A 26,709-nucleotide genomic window follows, 5' to 3' on the forward strand; every position below is an offset into this window, starting at 1 on the left:
GCCGTTGCGTTACAACAGGCGATCGCGTTCCGCCAGCCCCGTGACGGCCTGCTGGCCATCCGGCGAGGCGAACCGGTACTCGCCTCGCGCGCACGTCTTCGCTTCGAAGAGCGCGGCGTCGGCGCGCTTCAACGCGCTCTCGAACAGCTCGCCCGGTCCGGCAAGCGCAATGCCGGCGCTCACGCTCACTTGCTCGATGATCCCGTCCATCAGGTCATAAGGCTCCGAGAGTTCGCGCAGGATCTTCTGCACGAACGCCTCGCCGGAGCGGCTCGCGATATAGGTCGCGACGATCGCGAACTCGTCGCCGCCCAGCCGCGCGGCCAGCTCGGCGCGCCGCATCGCATTGCGCAGGCGGTCGGCGACCTGGCGCAGCAATTCATCGCCGGTGTTGTGGCCGTGTGCGTCGTTGATGCGCCGGAAGCCGTCCAGATCCACATACATGACGAAGACTTTCTCGCGTCCGGCCCCGCCCGTCATCAGGCGTTCGGCGTGATCGGACAGATAGCGGCGGTTCGGCAGACCGGTCAGCGAATCGTGATGTGCCCAGTGCAGGATTTTCGCCTCGTTCCGGCGGCGCTCCGTCACGTCCTCGATGATGATAACCGTGCTGCCGTCCGGCACCGGATTGCGGATCAACTGGAGCTGGCGGCCGTCGCTGAGCGGCAAGTCGAGCGGCGCGTGGCCGTCCTTCAGCCATTGGGCACAGCGCGTGGCGAACTCGCGGCGCAAGGTCTCGCCAAACTTCGCGATGCCCACATGGCCGATGAAATCCGGCAACGACACGTTCAGGCGCAGCGTGTCGCCGCTCACACCGAACAGGTCCGCCGCCCGTCGATTCGCGATGATCACCTTGCCCGCTGCATCCACCGTGCACAGGCCGTGCGGCATATGGGCGAGCGCGGCGTCGAAGCGCGCGGCGATCTCGGCATGGCGATGCTCGGCGGTCATCATCGCGACGAGACCGCGATAGTGGCGGCGCACGACCGCGGACATCGCGGCGAGATAGAGGAAGAGCGGCGGCACCAGAATGCCGTAGCCGGCCGGCGCCAGCAGCGCGCCGATGCCGATCGGCGCGGCGCCCAGGCTGACCTGCGCGAGCGCCAGTTGCGGCGTGCCCGCATTGCGGGAACCGATACCGCCGAGCGAGCCGGCCGTCACCATGATCGCGAGTGCGGTCAGGACGGCGTCGCCGGACGCGACGCACGCCATCGTGCCGAGACCGGTCGCGAAGCACGCCGCCAGCGCGAACGGCGCATAGCGCCGGGCCCACGGAGCGGGATGCGGCGTCGCCGATCCGCGCAAGGCGCGATACCGGCACACGATCCCCAGGCGCACGGCAAGCAGCAGGACATCGCTGGCCAGCCAGACGACGTTCCAGAGCGCATGGAGCCGCATGCAGGCGATGACCGCGACGAATGTGCTCGACAGCCCGGACAGCAGCAGCGGACGCACATCGACGACGAGCGTCGACAGCAGCGCCGCGCGCATCGCAGGCGTGATCGTGCCGTCCTCTGTCGCCGGGGTGGCGAGAATCGCATCGATCAGGGACGGGGTACGTGGCATACGAAGGACCGGCGTGCCGGGAAGAGGGAAAAAAAACAGCACCGGCGGTGAGAGCACCGCCGGTGCGCGTATTTACGGCAGTGCCTGCAGAAATCTTGAGCGATGCCCGCCGCCCGGAATCGGGCGTCGCCCGCGCATTGTGCCCGTTCCGCATGATCGTTTGACGACCGCGCGCTGCAAAGCCGGCGCGGCGCGGGTTTTGCCTCATCGAAAGCTTTCGGTTCACGGACGATGATGGAAGGCGGTTCGCAGCGTGCCGGCCGGTTGCGCGCCACGCGCACTGTGATATCGATGTGAAGACAGCGTCATGAAGAAGGCCTGGGAGCCGTCAGGCGATCGATAACAAGGAGACGTCATGAACACGAATTCACGCTCATCCAGCGCACCGGACGCGTCGCACGCCGAACACCGCAAGCAGACGAGGAAGGCTACCGCGAGCGGCTGGATTGGCTCGGCGCTCGAATACTATGACTTCTTCATCTATGCGCAGGCCGCGGCGCTGATCTTCCCGCAACTGTTCTTTCCGTCCGGCAATCCGAAGGTGGCGATCGTCGCGTCGCTGGCCACTTATGGCGTCGGCTATGTCGCGCGGCCGATCGGCGCCTTCGTGCTCGGCCATTTCGGCGATACCCACGGCCGCAAGACCGTACTCGTGCTGTGCATGTTCCTGATGGGCTTCTCGACCATGGCCGTCGGCCTGCTGCCGACTTATCACAGCGTCGGCATGCTGGCGCCCGCGCTGCTCGTGATCCTGCGTCTGGTGCAGGGCTTCGCGGTGGCGGGCGAGATTTCGGGCGCGAGCTCGATGATTCTCGAACACTCGCCGTTCGGCCGGCGCGGCTATTTCGCGAGTTTCACGTTGCAGGGCGTGCAGGCCGGCCAGATTCTCGCCGCCGCCGTGTTCCTGCCGCTCGCGTACTACATGCCGGAGGACGCCTTCAATTCATGGGGCTGGCGCATCCCGTTCCTGCTCTCGGCGGTCGTGCTGATCGCGGGCTACATCATCCGGCGTGAAGTGCATGAAACGCCGGCCTTCGAGAAGGAAGGCGAGCGGGGCGCGGTGCCGCGTTCGCCGATCGTCGATGCCTTTCGCTACAACCTCGCCGACATGTTCCGCGTGGTCTGCATGGCGCTGATGAACGTGATCCCCGTCGTTGCCACCATTTTCGGCGCGGCGTATGCGGTGCAGGCGGCGTATGGCGTCGGCTTTCACAAGAGCGTGTACCTGTGGATTCCGGTGGTCGGCAACATCCTCGCGGTGGTCGTGATTCCGCTGGTCGGCAATCTCTCCGACAAGATTGGGCGCAGGCCGCCGATCATCGTCGGGGCGATTGCCTCGGGGCTGCTGTCGTACCTGTATCTGTATGCCATCAGCATTCATAGCGTCGGCATGGCGATCATCGCGTCGCTGCTGATGTGGGGCGTCGTGTACCAGGGCTATAACGCGATCTTCCCGAGTTTCTATCCGGAACTTTTCCCCACCCGCACGCGCGTTTCGGCCATGGCCATCGCGCAGAATGTCGGCACGACCATCACGGCGCTGCTGCCCGCGCTGTTCGCGACCGTCGCGCCGCCGGGATCGACCAACATCCCGCTGACCATCGGCTCGATCACGCTGGTGGTGACGATCATCGCGGCCATCGCCGCATGGAGCGCGCGCGAAACCTACCGCATTCCGCTCAACCAACTTGGCGAGGCAGATGCACGGGAAGTCGAGAAGACCGAATACGACCGGCTGCGCGCGGAGTCGGTCGCGAATGCGCGTGCTTCGTGAGCCTGCTTCATCAGACAGGTGACCTCCGATGAGTCCAGCAGCAGGCAGGACACGCATTGCCGTGGCGGGCGCGGGGTATATCGGCCAGGCGCACATGGGCGTCGCGCAGCGCAGCACGACCTGCACGCTCACCGCGATCGTCGATCCGGCGCCCGCCGCCGCAGCGATCGCGGCGCAGGCGCAGGTGCCGCTCTACGCGACGCTCGATCAACTGCTCGCCGCAGACCGTCCCGATGGCATCCTGCTCGCGACCCCCAATCAGCTTCATGTGGAGCACGCGCGCACGTGCCTGGCGGCGGGCGTGCCGGTCTTGCTGGAAAAGCCCGTCGCGCCGACGGTCGCCGAGGCGCAGGCACTCGTCCATGAAGTGGAGCGCTCGGGAGCAAGAATGCTGATCGGGCATCATCGCGCGCATAGTCCGATCATGGCGCGCGCGAAGCAGGTGATAGACGAAGGGCGGCTTGGGCCGCTCGTCGCGGTGATGGGCAGCGCCGTGTTCTTCAAGCCCGACGAGTATTACGCCGGCGCGCCGTGGCGCCGCGAGCCGGGCGGCGGTCCGATCCTGCTCAACATGATCCACGAGATCCACAACCTGCGGATGCTGTGCGGCGACATCGTCGCGGTACAGGCGTTCGCTTCGCATGCCGCCCGCGGTTTTGCCGTCGAAGACACTGTCGCGATCAATCTGCGCTTCGCCAGCGGCGCGCTCGGCAGCTTCATGCTGTCCGACACGGCGGCGTGCCCGCGCAGCTGGGAGCAGACATCGCAGGAGAACCCGGCCTATTCGACCTATCCCGACGAAGACTGTTACGTGATCGCCGGCACCTTCGGCTCGCTCTCGGTCCCGACGATGCGACTCAAGTCCTACGCCACTCTCGCCGACCGTTCCTGGTGGAAGCCCTTCGACACGGAAATCGTGACGATGCAGCGCGCCGATCCACTCGCGTTGCAGATGGAACATTTCGGCCAGGTGGCGCGCGGGGAAGCCGAGCCTATTGTCAGCGCGCGCGACGGACTGCAGAATCTGCGGATCACCGAGGCCATCGTCGAGGCCGCGCGCAGCGGCAGAATCGTCGAGACCGTCTGAATTTCCCATCCCATCGAGGACAAGTCATGGCAAAAATCCTGACGCTGCACGGCGTCAACCTCAACATGTTCGGCAAGCGCGACCCGAAGCAGTACGGCACGGCGACGCTCGCGCAGATCGATTCCGAAATGAGCGCGCTCGGCAAGAAGCTGGGCGTGGACGTGGAGGGCTATCAGACGAACATCGAGGGCGAGATGTGTTCGCGCATTCATCGCGCCTTCGAGGAAAAGGTCGACGCGATCGTCATCAACGCGGGCGCGTGGACGCATTACAGCTATGCGATCCGCGATGCGCTCGCCATTCTGACGGCGCCGGTCATCGAGGTGCACATGTCCCACGTGCATGCGCGCGAGGAGTTCCGCCACAAGTCGGTGTTCGCGGAGATCGCGAAGGGGCAGATCTCCGGCTTCGGCGTGGACAGTTATCTGCTGGGATTGCGAGCCGCTGTTTCCGCGATCGGCGCGGGGAAGTGAGGCTCAAGAAGAACGGCTTCTGAAACGTATCCGGCGTGGCGGGTGTTCAGGCCGCGCCGGTTTCGGGCCAAGGCGGCGCGGCGGGTCAGACCGTGTGGCCGAAATCCTTGTGCTTGGCGCCGGATTTGTTTTGCGTTATACGCACGCGCGCCGGTTGCTGATCGCGCCGGGTAGCGCCTCGGATGAACAGCACCGCGCACAGTGCGCTGATGGCCCAGACAGCTGCAATGATCGTCAAGTAGTTCATGTCGTTCTTCCTGATGCTTCTTTCTGCTGCCTGTGCGGTGCATCGACGCGGGCGGCGGTCCTGATGTCCAGCCCGTCCCGCGCGCTTTATCCGTCTTGTTCCAAACTCAAGCCTGCGAGGCCGGCATCGTCAGCAGACGGCCGATCAGCCGTTCCGCGATGGCGTGCTGCTCGGTGATGACGATGGCGTCGTCGTCGCTTGCAGCGTCCGGCGCGGCGCGCAGCGTGCCCGCCAGGCGCATGATGCTGTCCGACACCGACTGCAACTCTTTCAACAACTCGGCTTGCGTCGCCGACACGTTCTGCTGACTGTCCCCTGCATGCACTTCAGCCGTGCGATGCGGCCTTGCGTTACCTTCCATCGTCTGAAACATGTCGACCCCCGTGAGTGGATGATGCGATTCTCCCGCCGCCGCCCGAAAAGCAATCCTCCGAACAACACCTGATTCCAGCCTCATATCGTTTCGTGACTTGTAACGGTTGGCTTGTTGCGGTTGCAGCAGGTCCGCCCAGCAAGGCTTTGCGGCCATCGGGCGGAAACATCGCGGATTTTTCGTGGCTTCTTTTTCTGGCTGGCAGCACGAGCGTGCTGGACGGAAAGGGTGGGCCGCTCAAAAAAACAACACTTTTTACACGAAATGACGCGGCGGAGGGCGGGCGAAATGACGCAAATTTTTAGGGCTGCAAGACGTGTGCGGTAATTATTGCGTCGTTGTCAGCGCGTTGGGGGTTTCCGTGAGGCGAAGCATGGACGGAATCGGCTACTATCTCGAAACCAGAAGGCGCTCACGCACTTCGCGTCGACGGTTCTGACCCTCGCTGATCTCTCGTCCTGACACGCTCACCATGTTCGAAAAAATCGATGCCTATCCCGGCGACCCCATCTTGTCGCTGAATGAAAACTTCCAGAAGGACCCGCGCACCAGCAAGGTCAATTTGAGCATCGGCATCTACTTCGACGACGAAGGCCGTCTGCCCGTCATGAAGGCGGTCCGCGAGGCGGAACTGTCGATCTTGCAGGATCTCGGTCCCAAGCCCTATCTGCCGATGGCCGGCTTTGCCCATTACCGCGATGCCGTGCAGGCGCTCGTGTTCGGCAACGACAACCCCGCGCGCGCCGCTGGCCGTATTGCCAGCGTGCAGACGCTCGGCGGCTCGGGCGCGCTGAAAGTGGGCGCGGACTTCATCAAGCGCTATTTCCCGCAGTCGAAGGTCTGGGTGAGCGACCCGACGTGGGAGAACCACCGGTTCATCTTCGAGCGCGCGGGCTTCGACGTGAACACCTACCCGTACTACGACGAGGCCAGCGGCGGCCTGCTGTTCGACGCGATGCTCGCCGCCATCGACACGCTGCCGGCGAAAAGCGTCGTGCTGCTGCACGCGTGCTGCCACAACCCGACGGGCGTCGATCTCGACGATAGCCAGTGGGTCAAGGTCATCGACGTGTTGCAGAAGCGCGATCTGCTGCCGTTCGTCGACATGGCCTATCAGGGCTTCGGTTCCGGTCTGGACGAAGACGCCTTCGCTGTGCGCGAACTCGCGCGCCGTGGCGTGCCGGGCTTCGTCGCCAATTCGTTCTCGAAGAATTTCTCGCTGTACGGCGAGCGCTGCGGCGGCCTGCACGTGATCTGCGACGACTCCGCCGCCGCCGACCGCGTGCTCGGCCAGTTGACGAGCGCGGTGCGTTCGAACTACAGCAATCCGCCGACGCACGGCGCGAAGATCGTCACGCAGGTGCTGAACACGCCCGAGCTCAGGCAGTCGTGGCAGGACGAACTGGCGTCGATGTGCCAGCGCATCGCGCGCATGCGTCAGGCCATCCACGACGGCCTCAAGGATCACGTGCGCGGCGAGATGCTGACGCGCTACGTCAAGCAGCGCGGCATGTTCACCTACACCGGACTCGTGGCGGAACAGGCTGACCGTCTGAAAGAGGAATTCGGCGTCTATATCCTGCGTTCGGGACGCATGTGCGTCGCGGGCCTGAACGACAGCAACGTGCAGATCGTCGCCGATGCGATCGGCAAGGTGCTGGCGGCGAAGTAAGCCTTCACCACGGACCGGTCTGGCCGCTACATCGCGGGACAGGACAGCACTTTCTGCGGCGGCAGGCTGCCCGGTCCCGTGTCCACTTTCGAGCCGCGTGTCGGCGTCAGGATGAGCCGCACGCTGTTCGTGCCTTCATTCGCGAGTACGTAGGCGTCGCCGCTTCCCTCCGGCTGCCAGTACACGCGATACACCTCCCCTTCCTTGTACACATGCAGCGCGCCATGCCGCACGGCGCCGCCGCGCCAGAAGTTCACGCTTTCGCCCTCGCGCAGTGTGATCGGCGCGTCCTGCCCGCCGGTCGCGCTTTCGAGCGTGCCGCAGACGGTGTCGTCGGCGCGGGCGGACAGGCAGACGGCGAGCGCCACGAGCGCGCCAGCGCAGGTCGTCAGGGATGAGCGTTTCATCGTCGTGCGGCTCCTTTTGAAAAGCAGCGGCGCGCGTGCGCCGTGCCGCGCTGTCCGCAAGATACGCGCCGCCGTTCTTTTTCCCGTGTGCTAATTTGAATGAAGCAGGCGGACCCGGAAGCGCAATGCGGTCGGGCCGGCAGGCGGCGTTCGATCATGGAGGCCCCATGTCAGTGATCGCACCGGACGAAAGAGCGGAGTTCCTGGCCATCCTGACGCGTCATCGGCTCGACGAGCAGGATTTCCTCGTGCAAGAGGGCGGTCAGAACGACGTCGTCGATGACGTGTATCCGTTACAAGGACTCGTCACCATCACGCGGCGCTCCACGCTCAAGGAGCGCGAATATCGCGTCGGACACGGCACGCACTGGACCGCCGCGTTCGAGAAGGATCTGAACAAGGGCGTGTTCCGTTGAGCAGCACGCCTGTAGGAAGTGAGCTTGAGCAGTCTTCCATCACGCATCTTTCGACGCGGAGCTGGCGATGAGACCCACCGAATTCAAGTCGTTCAAGGCGCATGTCGCGATGATGCTGCGCGATCTGCCGCGCGGCGTGACCGCCGATCTGACCGACGTCGCCGTCGCGTACTGGAACGGGACTCAGGTCGTGGGCGTCTACCTGCGCGACCACGGCCGCCTCGACGAGGACTTCGACTTCGACGAAAACGCCTGGGGCAACTGGCGCGAAGAATTCCTGATGTGGCTGGAAGCGCCGCGCTTCACTGAGCGCGCCGATCTGAAGGCGGCCTTTGCCACTGGCGCGGTCGAAGCGGTGCCGCCCGGCGGGCGCTGGCCTGCATCGTAAGTCATCTGTAAAACGTGCCCATCACGTGCTTTCATCCGCCGAAACGGCACGTTGATTGCTCCTGACGACGACGCGACAGCGTCCGAACCACGACCGCCCGCCGGCCGTGTCTCGCCATTCATCGTCATAGAGGGAGTTCAGCATGGCTGGCAACGGAAGACTTCATTCGCTCACGTTCTTCACGGCCATTGTGTTCGTCGTCATCGGCCTGTTGCTCGGGATCGGCGGGGCATACCTCGTGGCGGTGAAAGGCTCGTGGTACTACGTCGTCACGGGCGTCGCCATCGTCCTGACGGGACTGCTGCTGCTGATCCGGCGGCGCTCGGCGCTGCTGCTGTTCGCGCTCGTACTGTTCGGTTCGACCCTGTGGGCCGTGTTCGAAGTGCATTTCGATTTCTGGCAACTGATGCCGCGGTTGTGGGTCTGGCTCGTGCTTGCCATCTGGCTGCTGATTCCGTTCGTGCATCGCGGCGCGCTGTTCGGGCCGCCCTCCACGGCGCGGGCCGCGCGCACGCCGCTGGCGGCGGCGATTGTTCTCACATTGCTGCTCGGCGCCGGCACCTGGCTCCGCGATCCGCATGACTTGTCCGGCCGGATCGACGTGGAAGCCGCCGCCGACGCCAATCAACCCGACGCCAACGCCGGCACTGGACGCAAGCCCGGCGACTGGACCGATTACGGCGGCTCGCCGCTCGCGCAGCGCTACGTGCCGCTGACGCAGATCACGCCGGAGAATGCGCATCAGCTGAAAGTGGCCTGGACCTATCGGACCGGCGACATGCCCGGCTCCGGCGATCCCACCGAGACCACCGACGAGAACACGCCGATCAAGGTCGGCGACACGATTTTCCTGTGTACGCCGCACAGCAAGGTGATCGCGCTGGATGCCGCGTCGGGCAAGGAGAAATGGCGCTTCGATCCGCAGATTCAGAGCCCGGTCGGCTTCAAGCATTGGGAGCATATGACTTGCCGGGGCGTCGCTTATTACGATCCGGCGATGCATGCCGCCGCGGCTCCTTCGGATGCGGCCGCTTCCGCGCCTTCAGACGCGGCCGCCTCCGCTCCGGCCGATGCCGCCGCAGCGTCAGTACCCGCCGCACCCGCGCCCGTCACGACGCCTGCGCAGACCACCGCGCTCGCCGAGTGTCCGCGCCGCCTGTTCCTGCCCACCGCCGACGCCCGCCTGATCGCGCTCGACGCCGACACCGGCAAGCCCTGCGCGAGTTTCGGCAAGGACGGCGCGATCGATCTGCGCGCCAACGTCGGCCCGTTCACACCGGGCGGCTATTACTCGACTTCGCCGCCGGCGCTGTTCCACAACCTCGTGATCGTCGGCGGCCACGTGACCGACAACGAATCGAACAACGAACCCTCCGGCGTGATCCGCGCGTTCGATGTGAACGACGGCCATCTGGTCTGGAACTGGGATCCGGGCAATCCGGACGCCACCGAGCCGATCGCGGCGGGCGGCACCTACGTCCGCAATTCGCCGAACATGTGGTCGATGTTCAGCGTCGACGAGAAGCGCGGCTTGATCTATCTGCCGATGGGCAACCAGACGCCGGATCAATGGGGCGGCCAACGCACGCCGCAGGCGGAGAAGTTCGGGGCGGGACTCGTCGCGCTGGACGCCGCGACGGGCAAGCTGCGCTGGAACTACCAGTTCACGCATCACGACCTGTGGGACATGGACGTGGGCGGCCAGCCGACGCTCATCGACCTGCAGACGGCGCAGGGTACGCAGCCGGCGATCATCGCGTCGACGAAGCAGGGCAGTCTCTACGTGCTGAATCGCGAGACCGGCCAGCCGATCGTGCCGATCAACGAAGTGCCCGTGCCGCAGGGCGCGGCCAAGGGCGACCATACATCGCCGACGCAGGCGGTGTCCGCGCTCAACTTCAATCCGCCGCGCATCCGGGAGGCGGACATGTGGGGCACCACGCCGTTCGATCAGCTCTGGTGCCGCATCAAGTTCAAGAGCTTGCGTTATGACGGGCCGTTCACGCCGCCGTCGGAGCAGGGCACGCTGGTGTTTCCTGGCAACTTCGGCGTGTTCGACTGGGGCGGCATTTCAGTCGATCCGGTTCGGCAGATCCTGATCGCGAATCCGGACTATATGGCGTTCGTGTCGAAGCTGATTCCGCGCGAGAAGATCCAGAAAGGCAAGAGCAATGGCGTGGTCAGTGAGACCAGCGGCATCAAGCTGGCGCGCGGTACGCCGTTCGGCTTTGAGATCAACGCGTTTCTTTCGCCGCTCGGCATTCCTTGCCAGGCACCGCCGTGGGGCTACATGGCGGGCGTCGATCTGCGCACGAACAAGATTGCGTGGCAGCACAAGAACGGCACGATCGTCGACAGCGCGCCCCTGCCCATTCCGATGCCGCTCGGCGTGCCGAGTCTGGGCGGAACGATTGTGACGGCGGGCGGCGTGGCGTTCCTGACCGGCACGCTCGATCAATACGTGCGCGCCTACGACGTTCACGACGGCCGCAAGCTGTGGGAAGCGCGGCTGCCGGCGGGCGGGCAATCGACGCCCATGAGCTATGCGGACGCGAGCGGCAAGCAGTATCTGCTCGTGACCGCAGGCGGACATGGCTCGCTCGGGACGAAGGCCGGCGATTACGTCATTGCCTACACGTTGCAATGACGCATGAGACGCGAGATTACTGCGCGCGCCGGTAGGCTTCGGCCATCAGCGCGCTGACCTTGGCGCGGGCGTAAAGCGCGTCGCGCGTGGCGGCGCGAAGCTTGGCGGCAAGGAAGGAAACGAGGGCGATCGGGGTGGCGGCGATGATTCCCATGACGGACTCCAAACTAGGGGTAACTAACTAGGTAATAACCCTAGGTTAGCATATTTTGACGCGGCGCAATAAAAGCCTTTCAAAAAGCTGCTTCGGCGTGGGCATTCCGTATGCTCAATGGCAGCGTCGGCATCGCGTTGACAGCTCATGCGCGATTGCTCTGGATGGTCCTGTCTCTCCGTCAAGGAGTTGCACATGAAAGCGCTCGTTCCTGCTTATGCCGCTGTTGTCGGCGCCGCGCTGCTCGCGGTCATCATCGGCGCATGCAGCGGGGGCGGTTCCGGTGCGAACTCGAGCGCGTCGGCTGCGGGCGGCGGAGCGGCTTCGGGTGCATCGAGTCCGGCGGGGGCGTCGGGTGCAGGAGGCGCATCGAGTCCTGCGGGCGCATCGAGTCCATCAGGCGCCTCAGGCGCTTCCGGCAGCAACGGCAACGGCAACGGCTCGACCACCGCCGTCAGCAACCCGATGGACGTCGCCACCTGGCATAACGACATCGCCCGAACCGGTCAGCAACTGGCTGAAACGGTCCTGACGCCGTCGAACGTCAATACGACGACATTCGGCAAGGTCGGCGTCTTCAACGTGGACGGCGCCGTCGATGCCCAGCCGCTCTTTTTGGCAGGCGTACCGGTCGCGGGCGGCACGCGCAATGTGCTGTACGTCGCGACCGAGAATGCGAACGTCTATGCCTTCGATGCCGACAGCGGCGCCGTGCTCTGGAAAGTCTCGACGCTCGGCAACGGCGAGTCGCCCAGCGACGACCACGGCTGCGCGCAGATCACGCCGAACATCGGCGTCACGGCGACGCCGGTCATCGACCGTTCGCGCGGGCCGCATGGCGCGATGTACGTGGTCGGCATGTCGAAGGACGGGTCGGGCGGCTATCACCAGCGCATCCACGCGCTCGACGTCACCACGGGCGCCGAACTCTTCAACGGTCCGTCGGAGATCACCGCGAGCTATCCGGGCAACGGCGCGGGCACCCAGAACGGCCAGGTGCCGTTCACGCCGGGCCAGTACGCCGAACGCGCCGCGCTGCTGCTGCTGAACGGCGTCGTGTACACGTCCTGGACTTCGCACTGCGATTTCATGCCGTACACCGGCTGGGTCATCGGCTATAACGCCGACACGCTTCAGCAGGCAAGCGTGCTCAACCTGACGCCGAACGGCCAGATGGGCGCGATCTGGATGAGCGGCGCGGGGCCGGCATCGGACGGGCAGGGCATCTATCTGCTCGATGCCAACGGCACCTTCGACCCGACGCAAAACGCCCAGGAGATGCCGATCAACGGCAACTACGGCAATGGCTTCCTGCGGATCGACCCGAATCCGCTGCGGGTGCAGGATTACTTCCAAGCGTCGAACACGGTGCAGGAGTCGAACGAAGACGAGGATCTCGGCTCGGGCGGTGCGATGGTGCTGCCCGATTTCACCGATGCAAACGGCGTCGTCCAGCATCTTGCGGTGGGCGCGGGCAAGAACTCGACGATCTACGTGGTCAACCGCGTGTCGATGGGCAAGTTCGATTCGAACGCCGACCACATCTATCAGGAACTCGTCGGGCAGATCACCGGGCCGATGTTCGCCGGGCCTGCCTACTTCAACAACACGGTCTACTTCGGCTCGATCGGCGACAGCATCAAGGCGTTTGCGATATCGAACGCCGCGTTGTCCGCGACGCCCACGAGCAAGACCGCAAACACCTTCGGCGCGCCGGGCGCGACGCCGAGCATCTCGGCCAATGGCAACGCGAACGGCATCTTGTGGGCGGCGGAAAACGGCACGATCGCCGGGCTGCGCGCCTACGACGCAGGCAACCTGTCACGCCAGCTCTACAACAGCGGCGACACCAGCGGACGCGACCAGTTCGGCCAGGGCAACAAGTTCATCACGCCGACCGTCGCGAACGGCAAGGTGTATGTGGGTACGAAGAGCGGCGTCGGCGTGTTCGGGTTGCTGGCGAAGTAAGCGCGTTGACTCACCGCGCCGGATGCGCCGCGACGAATGACTTTCGGCGGCGGGGCGGCGGGGCGGCGGGGCGTCTGGCCGGTGCACGCACCGTTCTGCGGAGGGGGCAGGAAGAGGCCGCGAAGGCCTTGTTTGGCGAAACTGCGGGAACGTGTGGGAGCGTGCGTAGATGACTATAGATGCGGGTTCCGCCCGAAATCATGCCGTGGCGTCGTCCGGCAAACGCACGGCACACCACCCCTGCGTCGATTCGGCCGAACAGTCGGCATGCCGTGTCAGGGACAGATGCGCTATATTTTAAAATACATAACGCGTCGCGTTCGGCGCGAAAAACCTGTCACCGGCCAGCATGTTGACCCGTACACGATCCTCATCATCCGCCACGCCCGCCGCAGCCGATTCCAGCCTGGGCGCCAGCAACATCACCGTGCAGGCCGCGCGCGATCGCGAACGCGCGGAGCCACTGCGGGATCTCGTCGATGCTCATCGGCGCTTGCAGGGCAGCGTGTTGCGCTTTCTCTCGTTGTTCGTGGAGAGCGTGGAGCCTGCGCCGCTGGATCAATTGGTGGCTTGTCTGGAGAAGAAGGCGCGCGCGGCAGGCTTTGCGCGCATGCCGGAATTGAGCGAAGCCGTGCAGGCGACGCGCGAAGCAGCCCGGCAGCGCGAGTGGCTGTTCTCTGATTCCTTCGGCACCGATGCCGCCGCGCTTCGTGAAGCCGCTCGCGCGCTGGAGCGCCTGGACGCGACGCTCGTCGGCTTGTGCGTTGAACATGTGGTGCGGCAGACCGCCTCGCGCGGCATGAAGGGCAAGGCGCGGCGCGCCTGAGCTTCAACCCGTGACAGCGTTCAGGGCGATGGCCTGATCCCGGACGGCACCGCGTCCAACTGGCGGAATACGCTGAGCCAGTCTTCGAGATGCCAGGTTTTCGATACGCGATCGCCGCGGATTTCGTGGAAGGAGTGAATCGCGAAACGAAGCGGCTTGCGGGTGGCGGCGATGCCCATCAGCGGTCCGGCCTGCGTCCCGCTCACTTCGGCGCGCACGCCCACGCGATTATCCTGCACCAGCATGTCCAGAATCTCGATGCGCATGTCGGGCAGCGCAATGGCGAGATCGGCGAAGATGGGGATCATCTGGTCGGGACCGGGACGTTGACCGGGCGGTTCGGGAAGATACGCCCAGTCCGGTGTGACGGCCTCGCGCAGCAGCATGAGATCGTGCGTGGCGAATGCGCGATAGAGCCGTTCGACTGCGTCTCTCGCGGCCGTGTGAGTGAGCTGGCCTGCCTGCATGGCGCCTCCGTCATGAGCGGTTGGCATGAGGTGGAAACTGCGGCATAACGCACCCACTGTACCGCAACCCGTCCGCAACACGCAGGGACGGCCCGGGAGTCATGTTAAGCTGACGTCTCTTCGCTGGGGAGTAGCCGGCTTTTCCGTTCGGGAAAGCGTCCATGTCAACACGCTCGGTCGTTCGGACCGTGGCATGGACAACCGTCAAGGGTTGGCAAGACCATCGACAGAATCCGCGACCGGTCGGGCGCGCGTTCTGTCGTTCCGTCTTGCCCGACCAGAGCGCTACTCGATGAACCTCGCCTCCACACTATTTCTTGCCTTCGCCATGTCCACGGACGCCTTCGCGGCCGCCGTCGGCAAAGGCGCCACCTTGCACAAGCCTCGCATTGCCGAGGCCCTGAAGACCGGCGTGATCTTCGGTGTGATCGAGGCGCTGACGCCGCTCGTCGGCTGGGCGCTCGGCAAGGCAGCCGCGCAGTATGTCACCGCATGGGACCACTGGATTGCGTTCGCGCTGCTGGGTCTGCTCGGCGCCCGCATGATCCGCGAAGGCCTGCGCGCCGTGGAGCACGAAGAAGAAAAGCCCAATTCCCACTCGTTCTGGGTGCTCGCGCTCACCGGCTTCGCCACCAGTATCGATGCCATGGCGGTCGGCGCGGGCCTCGCGTTCATCGATGTCGATATCTTCTCCACCGCCGCGACCATCGGCTTCGCGACCATGCTGATGGTGACCATCGGCGTGATGGTCGGCCGGGTCGTGGGTGCGACCATCGGCAAGCGGGCGGAGATCGCCGGCGGGCTGATACTTATTGGCGTCGGCTGCGTGATTCTGGCCGAGCACCTTGGGTATCTCAGCTGAGCGGGCCTGTTTGTCTGCCGCGCGGCGTAAAGTAGGCGAGCGCGGCCGCCACGATGAACAGCGCCGGCACGTCGCCCGCCAGATGTCCGATATGCGCGTGAGACTGCGCCCCGCCGAATGACTGCACCGCCATGATGGCGCCGTGCACGACGCTCGACCACACCGCGAACCAGATGAGACTCAGGTGTCGCAGCGGATCGCGCGAGGCGATCAGCAGGAACACGCCAAGCGTCGCATAGAGGCCGACGATCATCAGCGCATACTCCGAGCGGCCTCCGGGCGCGCCTTCCCAGGCCCAGCCGGAAGGCCAGAGCAGCATCAAGGGATAGAGGCCAAATAGCGCGATCAGCCCGACGATCACGAGCACGATGCGCAGGCAGGCAAGACGATGGGTGTCGGTCATGGCGGATTCCTTCCCGGGCGGCGAGAGAACACAAGATACGCCTCGACGACTTCCCCGAGCGAGCGATTTCAGTCCGCGAAGCGCATTTTCAACAGGCTGACTGATTGCAGCAAGGCGCAAAGCGATAATGGCTTTACAAGCGGAAGTATTGGATTGGCGAAACAAATCGCAATACCGGCGACACGGGTTGAAGCGCGCTGAAAGTTATCCGCAGATAATGCTAAGCTGCCCATGATCATGGAGGGAGAACATCCATGTATTCACGCGCGAAAGCAATCACGAAACTTCAAGCAAAGCCTTCAATTGCAAATCAGCAAAGCTTGAGGAAAAATGAAGCATTGACCGATGAAGAGGATTATTACGGAAACTGGTTTCTCCAGCAGGTCAGATACAACCGGACGCGCCGGGTGCTGAACCGGATGCAAGCCAATGCAGTATAAATGCACCAGGAATTTTTGAATTCTTGCGGGAAGAGTTGGAACGACGAATATCTCGCGCAGGGCTTTCCCTCGAGCGAGTTGATGCAGTTATTTGCGAACCGCCTGCGAAAAGGGCGCAACGTTCCGGTGGAGGTCGGTGATCTCGATGCTGAAGAAACAGCTTTCATGAAGGTTATTTTTGCGAAAGATCTTTACGTAACTCATGCAACCGAAAGAAAAGTATCGAGCAAAAGCGGTGACCTGGTCCTCTTTTCAAGGAAAGACTGATTGACGAAGGGATTGCTTTTCCGGATTATCATTCGATGGATGAGGATATCGAAGGGCTGGGAAACGATGACTGCGTATTTTTCTCGCTTGAAGTCGGGGAGAAATCGAAAAGAAAGAAAGTCGATTTGGCGGATTGTTTTACAGGGTGAATTACAGCCATCCGATGTTTGATTTTTCGTCGATGTCGCTTTTCGATCAGATGAACATGCAGATCCCTCAACCTTCCATAACGCGCCTGAGTGACAAAGCGAGAGCAAGGCTCCGCGCCCGAAAATATGCGCGATTGAACATCTTGTTTCATGGAAGGGAGGACAGCATGAGCGGACTGGCGTACTCAATCATCGAGGTGAAGAGAATGCTGCCGGACCGCGACAAGCGGACTATCCTGAGCGCCAGGTCTGATGACGAAGTCATCCGGGTGAACAACTGGATTTTCAGGCCCGAAATCAGGGTTCCAAGGATCTTCGCGGTTCGCAACGGACACTATTCAGTCTCCGGTTACTCGGATGACTGAGCCGTCCGCGCGAGGACGTGCGCACCTGCAGCCAATCACCCGCAACGCCTTCCACCAAAAACTGCCTTCACGCCGATGCGATTCGTCATTCGACTGCCTAATTCAAAAAAGTACAGTCAAAAAATACAGCATGGAGTGTCTTTCAAGGACGACCCTGCCCAAGAGCACGCATGCCACGTCCGATCGCCGCACGCATTCATCTCGATGCCATCCGTCACAACCTGCGGCTCGTCAAGCGGACGGCGCCCACCTCGCGCGTAGGGAGCAAGGCCAATGCGTATGGGCATAGCATCGAGCGCATTTAACCGGCGCGGGCGGAAGCAGACGGCATCGCGCTACTGGACCTCGACGAAGCCGTGCGCGTGCGCGAACTCGGCTGGAACAGGCCGGTGCTGTTGCTGGAAGGCGTGTTCGAGCCGGACGATCTGGCGGTCGCGGACCGCCACCGGCTGACCGTCAGCGTGCATTGCGACGAACAGCTCGACATGCTCGCAGCAGCGCGCCCGCGCGAGCGGATCGACATTCAGTTGAAGATGAATTCGGGCATCCCGTCTGATTCGCGCTGATTCGCGCGTCAGTGAGTGAATGTCAAATTCAGTCGAGGACGCGGCGTGTTGCAGTCACGCCGTTTTGCAGCGGGATAATCGTCGGATCCCATCTTCGAATGGAGGATCCATGTATCCGTATGCGAAGGCGTCGGTGCGGCTGCTTGTCAGGCAGGACAGACGGCCGCTGAAGAAAAGGCCTGTGCGCACGTTGGAGGCGGGTGAACCGGAAAGCGACAAGACCCGAGACGTGGCATGCAGGCTTTTGCAGCGCGTCAGATTCAAGCGGGCGAGAAATGCCCTGCGCAGAATGGGTCGCAACGGTTATCTGTTCCGCAAGAACGCCACGCCTGAACAGGACGACGACTGGGTGTACGTCGGAGGGCCGTTGGTTCCGCAATTCCAGCGCTCTTCCGCGCTGTTTTCGAAGTCGATCAAGAACGTGGATGACGTCATCGCATCCAATGGCGCACTGGACGCTCAGGAAGAGTCATTCGCGGACAATTTCCTCGGCATGCCGTTTTACGCCACGCACGCGACGCAATCCAGAGTGTTGAGTCCAGGCGGCGACCTGGTGCTGTATTCCAGAAAGCGCCTGAGGGAGAAGGCAATCGCGTTCTCAGAAAAGAATTCAACCAGTCTGGATGTCAACGGTTTGGGGAATGACGACTACGTGTTTTTTTCGCTGGAGGTGGGCGAGCAGCCGTCGAAGGATTGGAGCCGTTTCGGGAGCCGGATGTACAAGGTGAAATATGATCATCCGGCGTTCGCTCATTCGAGCATGTCGCTTGTGGATCAACTGGAACTCGAGGCTCCTTTGCCCGGGGCCTTGAACTTGAGCGACCAGGCGAACGATATCCTCTACGGAAGGTGCTTCGACCGACCCGATGTGATGTTCCATGGACGAGAGCGCAGTATCGTCGGCCTGCTTCATTCGATCATTCATGCGGCAAGAGAACTTCCGCCGGCTGACAGGCAGATCATTCTGAACGCGCGCTCCGAGACCGAGATCAACAACATCATCAACTACATCTTCAGGCCGGAGATCCGGGTGCCGGGGATGATTGCCGTGTGTCAGGACGATTTCGGATCGTATCGCTTGAAGGACGAGTGAAGAGGTCCGTGTTCGACGACCCGAGGCGGCGCGCTGCCGCCTCGACCTGGCGCCGGAGCGAGTTGCGTCAGCGCGTGGCCGCCATGTAGAACGCGGTAGAACGCTGCGGCGTTACGCCGACGATGCTCATCTGATTGTTCACGACGGTCGCCTCGACCGGCATCGTCACGCCGCTGCCGGTGGCGCAGGCGGCGCTGGTGAAGTTGAGCGAGCCGTCGAGAATATGCTTGCCGGTCGCGCGCGGCTTGAAGTTGCCGGTGAACGTGCAGGCGCCCTGCGAACCGGTGATTGCGCCGTCTGCGGCGAACGTGATCGTCGAGACCGTCGTGATGCTGGCCGGGTTGCTCCACGTTCCCACGACGTCGCCAAGGGCAAGCGGTGTGTCGTAGGTCGCGCTGTAGTTGCCGTTGAAGTTGAGCGCGGTGGTGTTCGGTTTTGTGTTGATCGAACTCGTCGCCGAGAACACGCTTTTCGCCGTGAACGTGCCGCTGAGCGTGCCCGCGATGATCTCGCCGGTGTAGTGCAGCGCGACGACGGCCGGATCGGTGAATGCGCCATTGGTGGCGGTGAGGAAGCCTTCGGTCATCCAGACCAGATCCTGATTCGACGTATAGATGCTGAAGTACTGCCCGGTTTCGAGCACGATGGTTTGCGCCGCCAGGCCCGTGTCCGTCGCGCCGAACCAGATGCCTTCGGGAATCGCATGCGACGTCTTGGCGACGCAGCTCTTCGTCAGGTCTCCGTTCGTGACGCAGGTTTCGTCGCTTCCTCCGCCTCCGCAGGCAGCGAGAACGGGCAGGGCGAGCAGCATCACTTTCGGGAGCAGTTTCATGGGAACGGTAGAAGTTGTTCTTGTCGATGAGCGTTGAGGACGCGCGGGAGGAGCGCGCCTGCAATGCGTTATCGGATCGTTCGGACGAAACTTGAGATGGGATGGGTATCCGGGCTGCTATGCCATCACGGACCAGCACGCTGTGACCTTGATTAGCGGGGCATGCCTCACCACTTCCCCTCCGCCGCCCCCGGCCTGACCGACTCCCGCGCATACCCCGCCGGCGTGCGCGCCAGTTGCGCGCTCGGCGTCACCGCCATCAGCTCGCCAAAGCCCGACGCATACCGCGTCATGAAGGGTGCGACATCCGGCGCCGGCGCGGTGAGGCCGTTTTCCACGCGCCCCAGTCCACGCAGCCAATGCCCTGTTTGCGCGAGCGAGACCTGCACATGCCAGCTCCCGCCTTCGCGCTGCTGCCGCCATAGCGCCGCCGCTGCGCCGAAAGCCATCAAAAAGCCGCTCGCCATGTCGAGCATCTGCATGGGCAAGGGGCGCGGCTTGCCGTCGCCAGCCGCTTCGCCTTCCGCCGCGTTGAAACCCATGGCCGTCTGCACGAGCGAATCGAACCCGCGCCGTTGCGCCCACGACCCTTGCGTGCCATACGCCGTCAGCGAGACATAGACGATGCCGGGCCGTCGCGCCGCCAGCGCATCCGGCCCGAAACCGAGCGCCGCGAGCCCTCCCGGCCGATACCCCTGCGAGAACACATGCGCATCGTCGATCAACTGCCCGAGCGCCGCGCGATCCCGCTCCGTGCGCAAGTCGAGCAGCGCCGAACGCTTGCCGCGACTCGTGTCCGCAATCGCCGGAATGTTCGGCAGATGCGGCGCGTTCACCAGCATCACGTCCGCGCCGAACGCGGCCAGCGCGCGCCCGCCGACCGGTCCCGCAAGAATGCGCGTGAAGTCGAGCACCCGGATGCCATCGAGCGGCCGCGCAGGTTCAGCCAGCGAAGGCAGCGCGCGCGGCGGCGCATCGCCGATGCGGGTCATCGTCATCAACGGTTGCGCGGCGATCGCATGCGCGTGAGGCGTGGCGTCCCATTCGTCGAAGGTGCGCAGCATCGTGACGACAAGCCCTTGCGCCGCCGCGGCATCCTCGAAGTCGCGGCCGCGCCAGGCCAGCATTGCGCGCTCGGCGTCCATGCGCGTCGCCGTCTTCGGATCGAGACCGAGCAGGCGCAGCGCGCCATCCTGATGATGTTCGAAGTTCGCGTGAATGCGCACGTAGCCATCGGCGCAGCGATACAGGCCGGAGAAGCGTCCCCATGTCTCGGGCGCTTGTCCATCGACGGTGAAGGCGCCCGTGCATTCTACGGCGGCATGCGTCATGTCCACCGACACGCGCTGCCGCCCGACGCCCCGCGCATGCGCCAGCTCGCACGCGGCGAGCGCCGCTGCGGCGACGGTCGCCTGCGCCGCCGTGCCGATGGCGAAGCTCGATGGAAAGACCGGCTCGCGGCCCGGGAGATCGATGAAAGAAAGCGCATCGCCGGGCAAGCCGGCGATGCGCCAGAGTGCGTGAAGCGTGTCGTAAGCTGAAGCGGATGTGTGAGCGGACATGATGGATGGGCGCGCGTGCTTCGTGGAAAAGAAGCCCATTGTCGCGCCGACCGCGCTCGCTCGCTCAGTGACGTAACTCAGTGACGTAGCTCAGTGACGTAGCTCAGTGACGTAACTCAGTGACGTAGCTCAGTGACGACGCTCAGTGACGACGCTCAGTGACGCCGCGTCGCCAGTTCCGCGCCTTGCCGCAGCGCTTCGAGCATGCTGCCTTCATCGGCGATCCCCTTGCCGGCGATATCGAATGCCGTGCCATGATCCACCGACGTGCGGATCACCTCCAGCCCGACCGTCACGTTGACGCCCGCTTCGAGACCCAGCACCTTCACGGGACCGTGCCCCTGGTCGTGGTACATCGCGACGACGAGATCGAAATCGCCACGTCCTGCGCGATAAAACAGGGTATCGGCGGGCAGCGGGCCGGTCACGTCGAGACCGCGTTCCTGCAGCACCTTGACGGCCGGAATGATCTTCTCTTCTTCCTCGCCATAACCGAACAGACCGTTCTCGCCCGCATGCGGATTGATCCCGCACACGCCGATGCGCGGCTTGCTGATCCCCGCCTTGATGAGCGTCGCGTTGCCGCGCTCGATGGTGCGCTGGACCAGACCGGGTTCGATCTTGCGGATGGCGTCGATGATGCCGATGTGCGTCGTCACGTGGATCACGCGCAGTTGCGGCGCGACCAGCATCATCGAGACTTCGTCGACGCCCGTCAGGTGCGCCAGCATTTCCGTGTGGCCGGGAAACTTGTGGCCGCCGGCATGCAGCGCTTCCTTGTTCAGCGGCGCGGTGCAGATTGCGTCGATCTGGCCGGCCTGCGCCAGTTCCACCGCACGCGCAATGTACTGATACGCGGCATCGCCCGCGACGGCGGACAACTGGCCGAACGGCAGGTCATCGGGAATCAGACCGAGGTCGATGCAATCGATCGTGCCGCGCTCATATTGCGCTTCCGGCGCGCCCTGGATGCGTCGCACGCTGGCGCTGACGCCGGTGAGTTCGATCGCGCGTTCGAGGCGGCGCGCATCGCCGATCACGAGCGGACGGCACTGTTGATAGACCGCCTCGTGCGCGAGGCTTTTGACGACGACTTCCGGTCCGACGCCGCTTGCGTCGCCCATCGTGATGCCGATTACGGGGAGGTAGTTGCTCATGATATTTCGTCTGGATTCTGGGTAAATTCGGTTACTGGCGCGCGACGGGAAGATCCGCGCCGCGCAAGTGCAGGTAGGCGCCAAGCAGCGCATGCTCGCTGCCGAACGCGCCTGCCTTGGTGACGATGGCCGGCCCCGCGCCGTTCGCAGGCCTGCCGAGCGCGACGCCGGCTTCCACCTCGCGCAACAGTTCGAGACTGCCGACGCGGGCGGCGGCGAGCATCGCGCGGGCCGTTTCGCCGCCGGTCGCGATGAGACCGCCCAACTGGTCGAAGTGCGGCGCGACGAGCGCGGCAAGGGCGTTCGACAGAAGCGCGCCTTCGGCCGGATCGAAGGCGTCGTCGCGGCCGATGCGCACGATCGCGTCCTCGCGATCCCGCACCGTTCGGCCGATGCGTTCATGCCACGCCGTCCACTCCGGATGACGCGCGCCGTCGCGCAGCACGGCGGGCGGCACGATCATCTCGCGGACGCCGGCTTCGGCGCCGAGCAGCGCGCACTGGCGCTCCGAGATTGCCGAGAGACTGCCGACCAGCGCGAGGATCGGGCCTTGCGTTCCATCGAACGGGCGGGTGATGTGAGTATCGGCTTCGGTGGCGAAGAGATCGGGCAAGGCGGCGAGTTCGCGCGCGAGTCCGCCCGAGCCGACCCAGAAGAACGACGCATCGAGCGCCGCCGTCACGCGGGCAAGCGAGGCGAGATCCTCGATGGTCTCGGCATCGACGACGATCGCATCGACGCCGTCCGCCGAAGCCGCCGCCGAGATCACCATCGCCGCGACATCCTGGGGCGCAGCGCGAAACGCTTCGAGCGACACATGCGCGACGCGCAGTCCCACCTTGTCGAGCATCGCGCGCAGTTCGGGGTTCTGGCCGGCGTGCTCCAGTTGCCAGGTTTCGGTTTCCTCAAGCGGCACGCCGCGCACGATCACGCGGCCATCGCGCACCGCGCGGCCGGTGGCGGGGAAGGCCGGCGCGACGATGGCCGGTCCCGCGAGCCGCGCGAGGGCCGCCACTTCGGCGGTCCAGTTGCCGCGCAAGGTCGAATCGATCTTCTTATAAAGCCGCCGGCCCGGCGCGCGCAGCGCTTGCCACGCAGCAGCCACGCGCTGCGCGGCTTCGGCGGGCGCGAGGCGGCGCGTGTCGGTATCGGCGGCGATCACGGCCGCATCCTGAGGCGGCGCGTCCGCGTCGAGCGACACGACCGTCCTGCGGCCCGCCGCCGCGAACGCAATGGCGCAGTCGGCGGCGCCCGAGAGATCGTCGGCGACGATCAGCAAGCTGTTCATTGCGTGGCCTCGCGTGTCTTCGCGGTGGCGCGCGCCTGATCCCGGGCGTTGGCGCGTTTCGCGATCGACGCCGTCAGGATCGGCGAGACGATGGCCGTCACCACCACGCAGGCCGCCACCAGCAGCGTCGCCGATTTGGCGGCTTCGTTATAGACCGGATTGGCCGCCGCGATCAACGCCGGCACCGCTGCCGCATTGCCCGCGGTATTCGCTGCCGCCGCGCCGGCGACTCCCGTGCCGCCACTGAGACGGTCGGCGAAATACAGCGGAATGCCCGTCACGATCACGACCGCGAAACCCAAGCCGATGCCGAGCAGTCCCGCCTGCCACACCTTATGGAGATCGAGGCTTGCACCGAGCGCCAGCGCGAAGAACGGAATCATCACCGGCACGGCGCGGCCGAGGAACTCGCGCATCTCACGATCGAGATTGCCGAGCAGCATGCCGACGACGAGCGGCAGGAGGCGGCCGACGAGCGTCGGCCACGGAAACGCCGAAAGGCCCGCGACGCCCAGCGTGACCATGGTCAGGAACGGACCGGATTCGAGCGACATGATGGTGTACGCGCCCACGTCCTCCGAGCGGCCGTACTGGCCCATCAGCGCCATGTAGAGACCGCCGTTGGTGTCGTTCATCGCGGCGACGACGGCCAGCGTCGAAATGCCCGCGAACAGCCCCGAACTGACCGGCTGCTCACCGAGGAAATGCCCGAGCACGATGCCCGCAACGATCGCCGTCCCGACCTTGGTCGCGAACAGCGCGCCGCCCTTGCGCAGCAGATAAGGCGTCGCCTTCACGTCGATGCCCGCGCCCATGCAGACATAGAACACGGCGAGAATCGGCAGCGAACCGGTGAATAGCGCGTTCGTGAACGAGCCGAAGAACTTCGGCATGCCCGGCGCGAAAGTCGCGATCAGCGAGCCGATCAGCAGCGGGACGATCATCATCCCGCCGGGCACGCGCTCGACGGCGCGCTTGATGTGAATCTGAGCCATACATGTCTCCAAGTGGTTTCTGGCCGAATCACGCAAATTATGATTGATTCGATCATTTTGGAGTGTAGCGCTATCGTTCGTCTCGCGCAATTTGTGCGGCATGGGGGTTTCTACTGATCGTTTCGATCATTTCCCTTGGAAGAAGATGATCGGAACGATCAATCAGCAAGCATGCAACGAGCCCGACGGGTTCGCTACACTGTGCGTCCCGCCGGGAAGCCATCGAATCAGGGAACAGGATGAAAGTAGAAAAACGCCGCGAAGCGATGCTCAAGGCCGTGCTGTCCGGCATGAACGACGTCGCCGCGCTGTGCGAGCACTTTGGCATGTCCGAGGCGACCGTGCGCCGCGACCTGAGCGCGCTGGCCGGCGAGCGGCGGCTCGTGCGCACTTACGGCGGCGCGGCGTCGGTGGGCATGCACGAGCCCGAGGAATCGCTCGACACGCGCCGCGAGAGTTTCCGGGAACAGAAGGAAGCGATCGCCCGCGCGGCGGTGCGTCACGTACAGGACGGCGACACCATTTTCCTCGACGGCGGTACCACGACCGCCGCGCTGGCACGCCTGCTTGCCGGACGCACGGCGATTCATGTGGTGACCAACAATCTGCTCGCAGTGGGCGCGCTCGCGGCGGCGGACGTGCGCGTGACGCTGATCGGCGGCGATGTGCGGCCGTCCAGCATGAGCACGCTCGGAGCCATCGCGCAGGTGGGCTTGACGCGCGTTACGTTCGACAAGGCGTTCCTCGGCGCGGACGGCGTCGTGGCGGGCCGCGGGCTGTGTGAGGCGACGGCGGAGCAGGCGTATCTGAAGGAATGCATCGTGGCGCAGGCGGCGAGTGTGTTCGTGCTGGTCACGTCGAACAAGCTCGAACGCGCAAGCCAGCAGCACTGGACGCCGCTGGACCGGAACTGGACGCTCGTCACCGATGCGCTGGCCGAAGCGCCGCTGCTCGCCCGTTTTAGCGAGCGCGGCAATGTGACGGTGGAACGGGCGGCGCTTACGTCGAAAGAAGCGTGACCAGCGCGACCGCCGAGTCGCCCGCAAGCTGACCGCCATTGTTCTCCGCGAGCGCGACCTTGGCGCCCGGCCGCTGCCGCGCGCCGGCCTGGCCGCGCAACTGGTGGGTCAGCTCGACGATCTGCGCCACGCCCGTCGCCCCGACCGGATGGCCGCGCGACAGCAGACCGCCGCTCGGATTCACCGAAATCCTTCCGCCGATGCCCGTATCGCCCGAACGGATCAGCTTCGGTGCATCGCCGGGCGCGCACAGGCCGAGGTTCTCGTAGTGGATCAGCTCGGCGGGAGCCGAGGCATCGTGCAGTTCCACCACATGAACGTCCTGCGGGCCGATGCCGGCCTGTTCATACGCCTCACGCGCGGCGCGCACCGCGACCAGCTCACCCGTGCCGTCCGCTTTCGCCGACACGATCGAACTCGCGCGGATGAACACCGGGCGGATGTCGTGCCGCGCCGCGAAAGACTCGGAGCAGATGAACACGGCCGCGCCGCCATCGCCGATGGACGAGCACATGAACAGCGTCAGCGGATCGCTCACCATGCGGCTCGACAGCACTTCCTCGACGCTCGTCTCCTTGCGGAACTGCGCATGCGGATTGAGCGAGCCCGCATGACGGCTCTTCACGACGACCCGCGCGAAATCGCTGGCCTCGGCGCCGGTCTTGGCCATCCATTTGCGCGCCTTCGCTGCGTACAGATCCATGAACAGCGAGCCGGTGCCGGCCGTCACGCCTTCGGGCAGCGGCTCTTCGAGATCGACGGCCTTGGCGAACGCGCCGAACGATACCGCCTTGTCCTCGTGCGAAAGCTTCTCCACGCCGACGACCAGCGCCGTTTCCGATTGCCCCGACGCCACCGAGAGCCACGCGAGATGCAGCGCCGAACTGCCGGACGCGCAGGCGTTCTCGACGTTGAACATCGGCTTGCCGTCGAGTCCGGTATGGCGCAGCGACGATTGCGCCCGGATCATCTCCTGTCCCGTGACGACGCCCGCCGCCGCATTGCCGAAGAACACGCGGTCCACGTCATCGACGCTCACATGCGCGTCCTTCAGCGCGAGCGACACCGCCTCTTCCGAAAGCGACTTGAGATTGCGTTCGAGAAACTTGCCGAATGACGTCATGCCGACGCCGCCAATCACCACGTTGCGCATCATTGCCTCCATTGCATTGAGATAAGGGAATCGAGTAAGCGAGTAAGCGAGTAAGCGAGTAAGCGAGTAAGCGAGTAAGCGAGTAAGCGAGTC

At 64.4% G+C, this 26,709-nt stretch carries 28 protein-coding genes, 1 pseudogene and 1 riboswitch; of the genes and pseudogenes, 16 read left to right on the forward strand and 13 right to left on the reverse strand.

Translation table 11 applies throughout. The annotated features are described in order from the left end of the window. Positions 1 to 9 precede the first annotated feature (9 nt). Entirely contained in the window at positions 10 to 1,566 is a 1,557-nt protein-coding gene (locus QCE63_RS20865) for a diguanylate cyclase domain-containing protein (protein WP_309835696.1), read from the reverse strand. A 355-nt stretch (positions 1,567 to 1,921) separates the two neighbouring features. On the opposite strand from QCE63_RS20865, the gene QCE63_RS20870 reads away from it, so the two are divergent. From QCE63_RS20870 to aroQ, 3 genes are read left to right on the forward strand one after another with little or no spacing between them, the layout of a single operon-like run. Beyond that, positions 1,922 to 3,340 (forward strand): MFS transporter, encoded by a 1,419-nt coding sequence (locus QCE63_RS20870; RefSeq protein ID WP_309835697.1) that lies wholly within the window; start codon positions 1,922 to 1,924, stop codon positions 3,338 to 3,340. 28 nt (positions 3,341 to 3,368) lie between these two features. After that, the gene (locus QCE63_RS20875; RefSeq protein ID WP_309835698.1) at positions 3,369 to 4,427 is read left to right on the forward strand and encodes a Gfo/Idh/MocA family oxidoreductase; all 1,059 of its coding nucleotides are present in this window, start codon (positions 3,369 to 3,371) and stop codon (positions 4,425 to 4,427) included. 26 nt (positions 4,428 to 4,453) lie between these two features. Beyond that, complete coding sequence (aroQ, locus tag QCE63_RS20880; protein ID WP_309835699.1) at positions 4,454 to 4,900, forward strand: type II 3-dehydroquinate dehydratase; 447 nt, start codon at positions 4,454 to 4,456, stop codon at positions 4,898 to 4,900. A gap of 85 nt (positions 4,901 to 4,985) precedes the next feature. Here the strand turns inward: aroQ and QCE63_RS20885 are convergent, their stop codons facing one another. Next, a complete protein-coding gene (locus QCE63_RS20885; RefSeq protein ID WP_309835700.1) occupies positions 4,986 to 5,147 on the reverse strand; it encodes a hypothetical protein in 162 nt (53 codons plus the stop codon). Positions 5,148 to 5,253: 106 nt separating this feature from the next. Continuing rightward, positions 5,254 to 5,520 (reverse strand): hypothetical protein, encoded by a 267-nt coding sequence (locus tag QCE63_RS20890; protein WP_309835702.1) that lies wholly within the window; start codon positions 5,518 to 5,520, stop codon positions 5,254 to 5,256. Between the two features lie 472 nt (positions 5,521 to 5,992). Between QCE63_RS20890 and QCE63_RS20895 the strand changes: the two genes are divergently transcribed. Continuing rightward, entirely contained in the window at positions 5,993 to 7,192 is a 1,200-nt protein-coding gene (locus tag QCE63_RS20895) for an amino acid aminotransferase (RefSeq protein ID WP_309835703.1), read from the forward strand. Between the two features lie 26 nt (positions 7,193 to 7,218). On the opposite strand, the gene QCE63_RS20900 is transcribed toward QCE63_RS20895, so the two are convergent. Continuing rightward, entirely contained in the window at positions 7,219 to 7,599 is a 381-nt protein-coding gene (locus QCE63_RS20900; RefSeq protein ID WP_309835705.1) for a hypothetical protein, read from the reverse strand. A 167-nt stretch (positions 7,600 to 7,766) separates the two neighbouring features. On the opposite strand from QCE63_RS20900, the gene QCE63_RS20905 reads away from it, so the two are divergent. The 3 genes from QCE63_RS20905 (at position 7,767) to QCE63_RS20915 (ending at position 11,050) form a co-directional block, all read left to right on the forward strand. Beyond that, entirely contained in the window at positions 7,767 to 8,015 is a 249-nt protein-coding gene (locus tag QCE63_RS20905; protein ID WP_309835706.1) for a hypothetical protein, read from the forward strand. Between the two features lie 67 nt (positions 8,016 to 8,082). Continuing rightward, positions 8,083 to 8,403 (forward strand): hypothetical protein, encoded by a 321-nt coding sequence (locus tag QCE63_RS20910; RefSeq protein WP_309835707.1) that lies wholly within the window; start codon positions 8,083 to 8,085, stop codon positions 8,401 to 8,403. Positions 8,404 to 8,545: 142 nt separating this feature from the next. Continuing rightward, complete coding sequence (locus tag QCE63_RS20915) at positions 8,546 to 11,050, forward strand: glucose/quinate/shikimate family membrane-bound PQQ-dependent dehydrogenase (RefSeq protein ID WP_309835708.1); 2,505 nt, start codon at positions 8,546 to 8,548, stop codon at positions 11,048 to 11,050. Between the two features lie 16 nt (positions 11,051 to 11,066). On the opposite strand, the gene QCE63_RS20920 is transcribed toward QCE63_RS20915, so the two are convergent. Next, a complete protein-coding gene (locus tag QCE63_RS20920; protein ID WP_309835709.1) occupies positions 11,067 to 11,204 on the reverse strand; it encodes a hypothetical protein in 138 nt (45 codons plus the stop codon). Positions 11,205 to 11,399: 195 nt separating this feature from the next. Between QCE63_RS20920 and QCE63_RS20925 the strand changes: the two genes are divergently transcribed. Further along, positions 11,400 to 13,172, forward strand: a complete 1,773-nt coding sequence (locus tag QCE63_RS20925) for a PQQ-binding-like beta-propeller repeat protein (RefSeq protein WP_309835710.1) — start codon at positions 11,400 to 11,402, stop codon at positions 13,170 to 13,172. A 349-nt stretch (positions 13,173 to 13,521) separates the two neighbouring features. Further along, entirely contained in the window at positions 13,522 to 13,998 is a 477-nt protein-coding gene (locus QCE63_RS20930) for a hypothetical protein (RefSeq protein WP_309835711.1), read from the forward strand. A gap of 20 nt (positions 13,999 to 14,018) precedes the next feature. Here the strand turns inward: QCE63_RS20930 and QCE63_RS20935 are convergent, their stop codons facing one another. Continuing rightward, positions 14,019 to 14,465, reverse strand: a complete 447-nt coding sequence (locus tag QCE63_RS20935) for an ester cyclase (protein ID WP_309835713.1) — start codon at positions 14,463 to 14,465, stop codon at positions 14,019 to 14,021. 113 nt (positions 14,466 to 14,578) lie between these two features. Continuing rightward, positions 14,579 to 14,748: riboswitch (yybP-ykoY riboswitch) on the forward strand. A gap of 9 nt (positions 14,749 to 14,757) precedes the next feature. On the opposite strand from QCE63_RS20935, the gene mntP reads away from it, so the two are divergent. Further along, a complete protein-coding gene (mntP, locus tag QCE63_RS20940; protein ID WP_309835714.1) occupies positions 14,758 to 15,327 on the forward strand; it encodes a manganese efflux pump MntP in 570 nt (189 codons plus the stop codon). Here the strand turns inward: mntP and QCE63_RS20945 are convergent. Further along, complete coding sequence (locus tag QCE63_RS20945; RefSeq protein ID WP_309835715.1) at positions 15,320 to 15,730, reverse strand: DUF6632 domain-containing protein; 411 nt, start codon at positions 15,728 to 15,730, stop codon at positions 15,320 to 15,322. The two genes, mntP and QCE63_RS20945, sit on opposite strands and share 8 nt — an antisense overlap. A gap of 254 nt (positions 15,731 to 15,984) precedes the next feature. Between QCE63_RS20945 and QCE63_RS20950 the strand changes: the two genes are divergently transcribed. From QCE63_RS20950 to QCE63_RS20970, 5 genes and pseudogenes are all read left to right on the forward strand, one after another. Next, positions 15,985 to 16,170: a hypothetical protein gene (locus tag QCE63_RS20950; RefSeq protein WP_309835716.1), complete on the forward strand. Its 186-nt coding sequence runs from the start codon at positions 15,985 to 15,987 to the stop codon at positions 16,168 to 16,170. Next, positions 16,171 to 16,437 carry a hypothetical protein gene (locus tag QCE63_RS20955; protein ID WP_309835717.1) on the forward strand — a complete coding sequence of 89 codons (267 nt, stop codon included), beginning with the start codon at positions 16,171 to 16,173 and terminating at the stop codon, positions 16,435 to 16,437. 145 nt (positions 16,438 to 16,582) lie between these two features. After that, complete coding sequence (locus tag QCE63_RS20960; protein ID WP_309835719.1) at positions 16,583 to 16,951, forward strand: hypothetical protein; 369 nt, start codon at positions 16,583 to 16,585, stop codon at positions 16,949 to 16,951. 170 nt (positions 16,952 to 17,121) lie between these two features. After that, positions 17,122 to 17,499 (forward strand): annotated as a pseudogene (locus QCE63_RS20965) (alanine racemase); the annotation flags it as partial. A gap of 127 nt (positions 17,500 to 17,626) precedes the next feature. Next, the gene (locus tag QCE63_RS20970) at positions 17,627 to 18,610 is read left to right on the forward strand and encodes a hypothetical protein (RefSeq protein ID WP_309835720.1); all 984 of its coding nucleotides are present in this window, start codon (positions 17,627 to 17,629) and stop codon (positions 18,608 to 18,610) included. A 67-nt stretch (positions 18,611 to 18,677) separates the two neighbouring features. On the opposite strand, the gene QCE63_RS20975 is transcribed toward QCE63_RS20970, so the two are convergent. The 5 genes from QCE63_RS20975 to QCE63_RS20995 form a co-directional block, all read right to left on the reverse strand. After that, positions 18,678 to 19,442 carry a hypothetical protein gene (locus tag QCE63_RS20975; protein ID WP_309835721.1) on the reverse strand — a complete coding sequence of 255 codons (765 nt, stop codon included), beginning with the start codon at positions 19,440 to 19,442 and terminating at the stop codon, positions 18,678 to 18,680. A gap of 167 nt (positions 19,443 to 19,609) precedes the next feature. Continuing rightward, a complete protein-coding gene (locus tag QCE63_RS20980) occupies positions 19,610 to 21,043 on the reverse strand; it encodes a CoA transferase (protein ID WP_404990160.1) in 1,434 nt (477 codons plus the stop codon). Between the two features lie 116 nt (positions 21,044 to 21,159). After that, positions 21,160 to 22,161 (reverse strand): 4-hydroxythreonine-4-phosphate dehydrogenase PdxA, encoded by a 1,002-nt coding sequence (gene pdxA / locus QCE63_RS20985; protein ID WP_309835724.1) that lies wholly within the window; start codon positions 22,159 to 22,161, stop codon positions 21,160 to 21,162. Between the two features lie 31 nt (positions 22,162 to 22,192). Then, entirely contained in the window at positions 22,193 to 23,449 is a 1,257-nt protein-coding gene (locus QCE63_RS20990) for a four-carbon acid sugar kinase family protein (RefSeq protein ID WP_309835725.1), read from the reverse strand. Beyond that, entirely contained in the window at positions 23,446 to 24,444 is a 999-nt protein-coding gene (locus QCE63_RS20995) for a 2-keto-3-deoxygluconate permease (RefSeq protein ID WP_309835727.1), read from the reverse strand. Before QCE63_RS20995 ends, QCE63_RS20990 begins: the two co-directional genes overlap by 4 nt. Positions 24,445 to 24,683: 239 nt before the next feature. Between QCE63_RS20995 and QCE63_RS21000 the strand changes: the two genes are divergently transcribed. Next, positions 24,684 to 25,463 (forward strand): DeoR/GlpR family DNA-binding transcription regulator, encoded by a 780-nt coding sequence (locus QCE63_RS21000; protein ID WP_309835729.1) that lies wholly within the window; start codon positions 24,684 to 24,686, stop codon positions 25,461 to 25,463. On the opposite strand, the gene QCE63_RS21005 is transcribed toward QCE63_RS21000, so the two are convergent. Next, a complete protein-coding gene (locus QCE63_RS21005) occupies positions 25,444 to 26,619 on the reverse strand; it encodes a thiolase family protein (protein ID WP_404990161.1) in 1,176 nt (391 codons plus the stop codon). The two genes, QCE63_RS21000 and QCE63_RS21005, sit on opposite strands and share 20 nt — an antisense overlap. Between the last annotated feature and the right edge of the window lie 90 nt (positions 26,620 to 26,709).

The organism is Caballeronia sp. LZ065 (genome assembly GCF_031450975.1).
Lineage (GTDB): Bacteria > Pseudomonadota > Gammaproteobacteria > Burkholderiales > Burkholderiaceae > Caballeronia.

Bases quoted from the DNA above. Each gene is read 5' to 3' on its own strand.
- QCE63_RS20915 (WP_309835708.1), top strand. From the start codon at position 8,546: ATGGCTGGCAACGGAAGACTTCATTCGCTCACGTTCTTCACGGCCATT.
- mntP (WP_309835714.1), top strand. From the start codon at position 14,758: ATGAACCTCGCCTCCACACTATTTCTTGCCTTCGCCATGTCCACGGAC.
- QCE63_RS20945 (WP_309835715.1), bottom strand. From the start codon at position 15,730: ATGACCGACACCCATCGTCTTGCCTGCCTGCGCATCGTGCTCGTGATC.
- QCE63_RS21005 (WP_404990161.1), bottom strand. From the start codon at position 26,619: ATGATGCGCAACGTGGTGATTGGCGGCGTCGGCATGACGTCATTCGGC.
- QCE63_RS20990 (WP_309835725.1), bottom strand. From the start codon at position 23,449: ATGAACAGCTTGCTGATCGTCGCCGACGATCTCTCGGGCGCCGCCGAC.
- QCE63_RS20875 (WP_309835698.1), top strand. From the start codon at position 3,369: ATGAGTCCAGCAGCAGGCAGGACACGCATTGCCGTGGCGGGCGCGGGG.
- QCE63_RS20930 (WP_309835711.1), top strand. From the start codon at position 13,522: ATGTTGACCCGTACACGATCCTCATCATCCGCCACGCCCGCCGCAGCC.
- QCE63_RS20920 (WP_309835709.1), bottom strand. From the start codon at position 11,204: ATGGGAATCATCGCCGCCACCCCGATCGCCCTCGTTTCCTTCCTTGCC.
- QCE63_RS20895 (WP_309835703.1), top strand. From the start codon at position 5,993: ATGTTCGAAAAAATCGATGCCTATCCCGGCGACCCCATCTTGTCGCTG.
- QCE63_RS20950 (WP_309835716.1), top strand. From the start codon at position 15,985: ATGTATTCACGCGCGAAAGCAATCACGAAACTTCAAGCAAAGCCTTCA.
- QCE63_RS20885 (WP_309835700.1), bottom strand. From the start codon at position 5,147: ATGAACTACTTGACGATCATTGCAGCTGTCTGGGCCATCAGCGCACTG.
- QCE63_RS20870 (WP_309835697.1), top strand. From the start codon at position 1,922: ATGAACACGAATTCACGCTCATCCAGCGCACCGGACGCGTCGCACGCC.
- QCE63_RS20900 (WP_309835705.1), bottom strand. From the start codon at position 7,599: ATGAAACGCTCATCCCTGACGACCTGCGCTGGCGCGCTCGTGGCGCTC.
- QCE63_RS20905 (WP_309835706.1), top strand. From the start codon at position 7,767: ATGTCAGTGATCGCACCGGACGAAAGAGCGGAGTTCCTGGCCATCCTG.
- pdxA (WP_309835724.1), bottom strand. From the start codon at position 22,161: ATGAGCAACTACCTCCCCGTAATCGGCATCACGATGGGCGACGCAAGC.
- QCE63_RS20910 (WP_309835707.1), top strand. From the start codon at position 8,083: ATGAGACCCACCGAATTCAAGTCGTTCAAGGCGCATGTCGCGATGATG.
- QCE63_RS20995 (WP_309835727.1), bottom strand. From the start codon at position 24,444: ATGGCTCAGATTCACATCAAGCGCGCCGTCGAGCGCGTGCCCGGCGGG.
- QCE63_RS21000 (WP_309835729.1), top strand. From the start codon at position 24,684: ATGAAAGTAGAAAAACGCCGCGAAGCGATGCTCAAGGCCGTGCTGTCC.
- QCE63_RS20970 (WP_309835720.1), top strand. From the start codon at position 17,627: ATGTATCCGTATGCGAAGGCGTCGGTGCGGCTGCTTGTCAGGCAGGAC.
- QCE63_RS20890 (WP_309835702.1), bottom strand. From the start codon at position 5,520: ATGTTTCAGACGATGGAAGGTAACGCAAGGCCGCATCGCACGGCTGAA.
- aroQ (WP_309835699.1), top strand. From the start codon at position 4,454: ATGGCAAAAATCCTGACGCTGCACGGCGTCAACCTCAACATGTTCGGC.
- QCE63_RS20925 (WP_309835710.1), top strand. From the start codon at position 11,400: ATGAAAGCGCTCGTTCCTGCTTATGCCGCTGTTGTCGGCGCCGCGCTG.
- QCE63_RS20935 (WP_309835713.1), bottom strand. From the start codon at position 14,465: ATGCAGGCAGGCCAGCTCACTCACACGGCCGCGAGAGACGCAGTCGAA.
- QCE63_RS20975 (WP_309835721.1), bottom strand. From the start codon at position 19,442: ATGAAACTGCTCCCGAAAGTGATGCTGCTCGCCCTGCCCGTTCTCGCT.
- QCE63_RS20865 (WP_309835696.1), bottom strand. From the start codon at position 1,566: ATGCCACGTACCCCGTCCCTGATCGATGCGATTCTCGCCACCCCGGCG.
- QCE63_RS20955 (WP_309835717.1), top strand. From the start codon at position 16,171: ATGCACCAGGAATTTTTGAATTCTTGCGGGAAGAGTTGGAACGACGAA.
- QCE63_RS20980 (WP_404990160.1), bottom strand. From the start codon at position 21,043: ATGGGCTTCTTTTCCACGAAGCACGCGCGCCCATCCATCATGTCCGCT.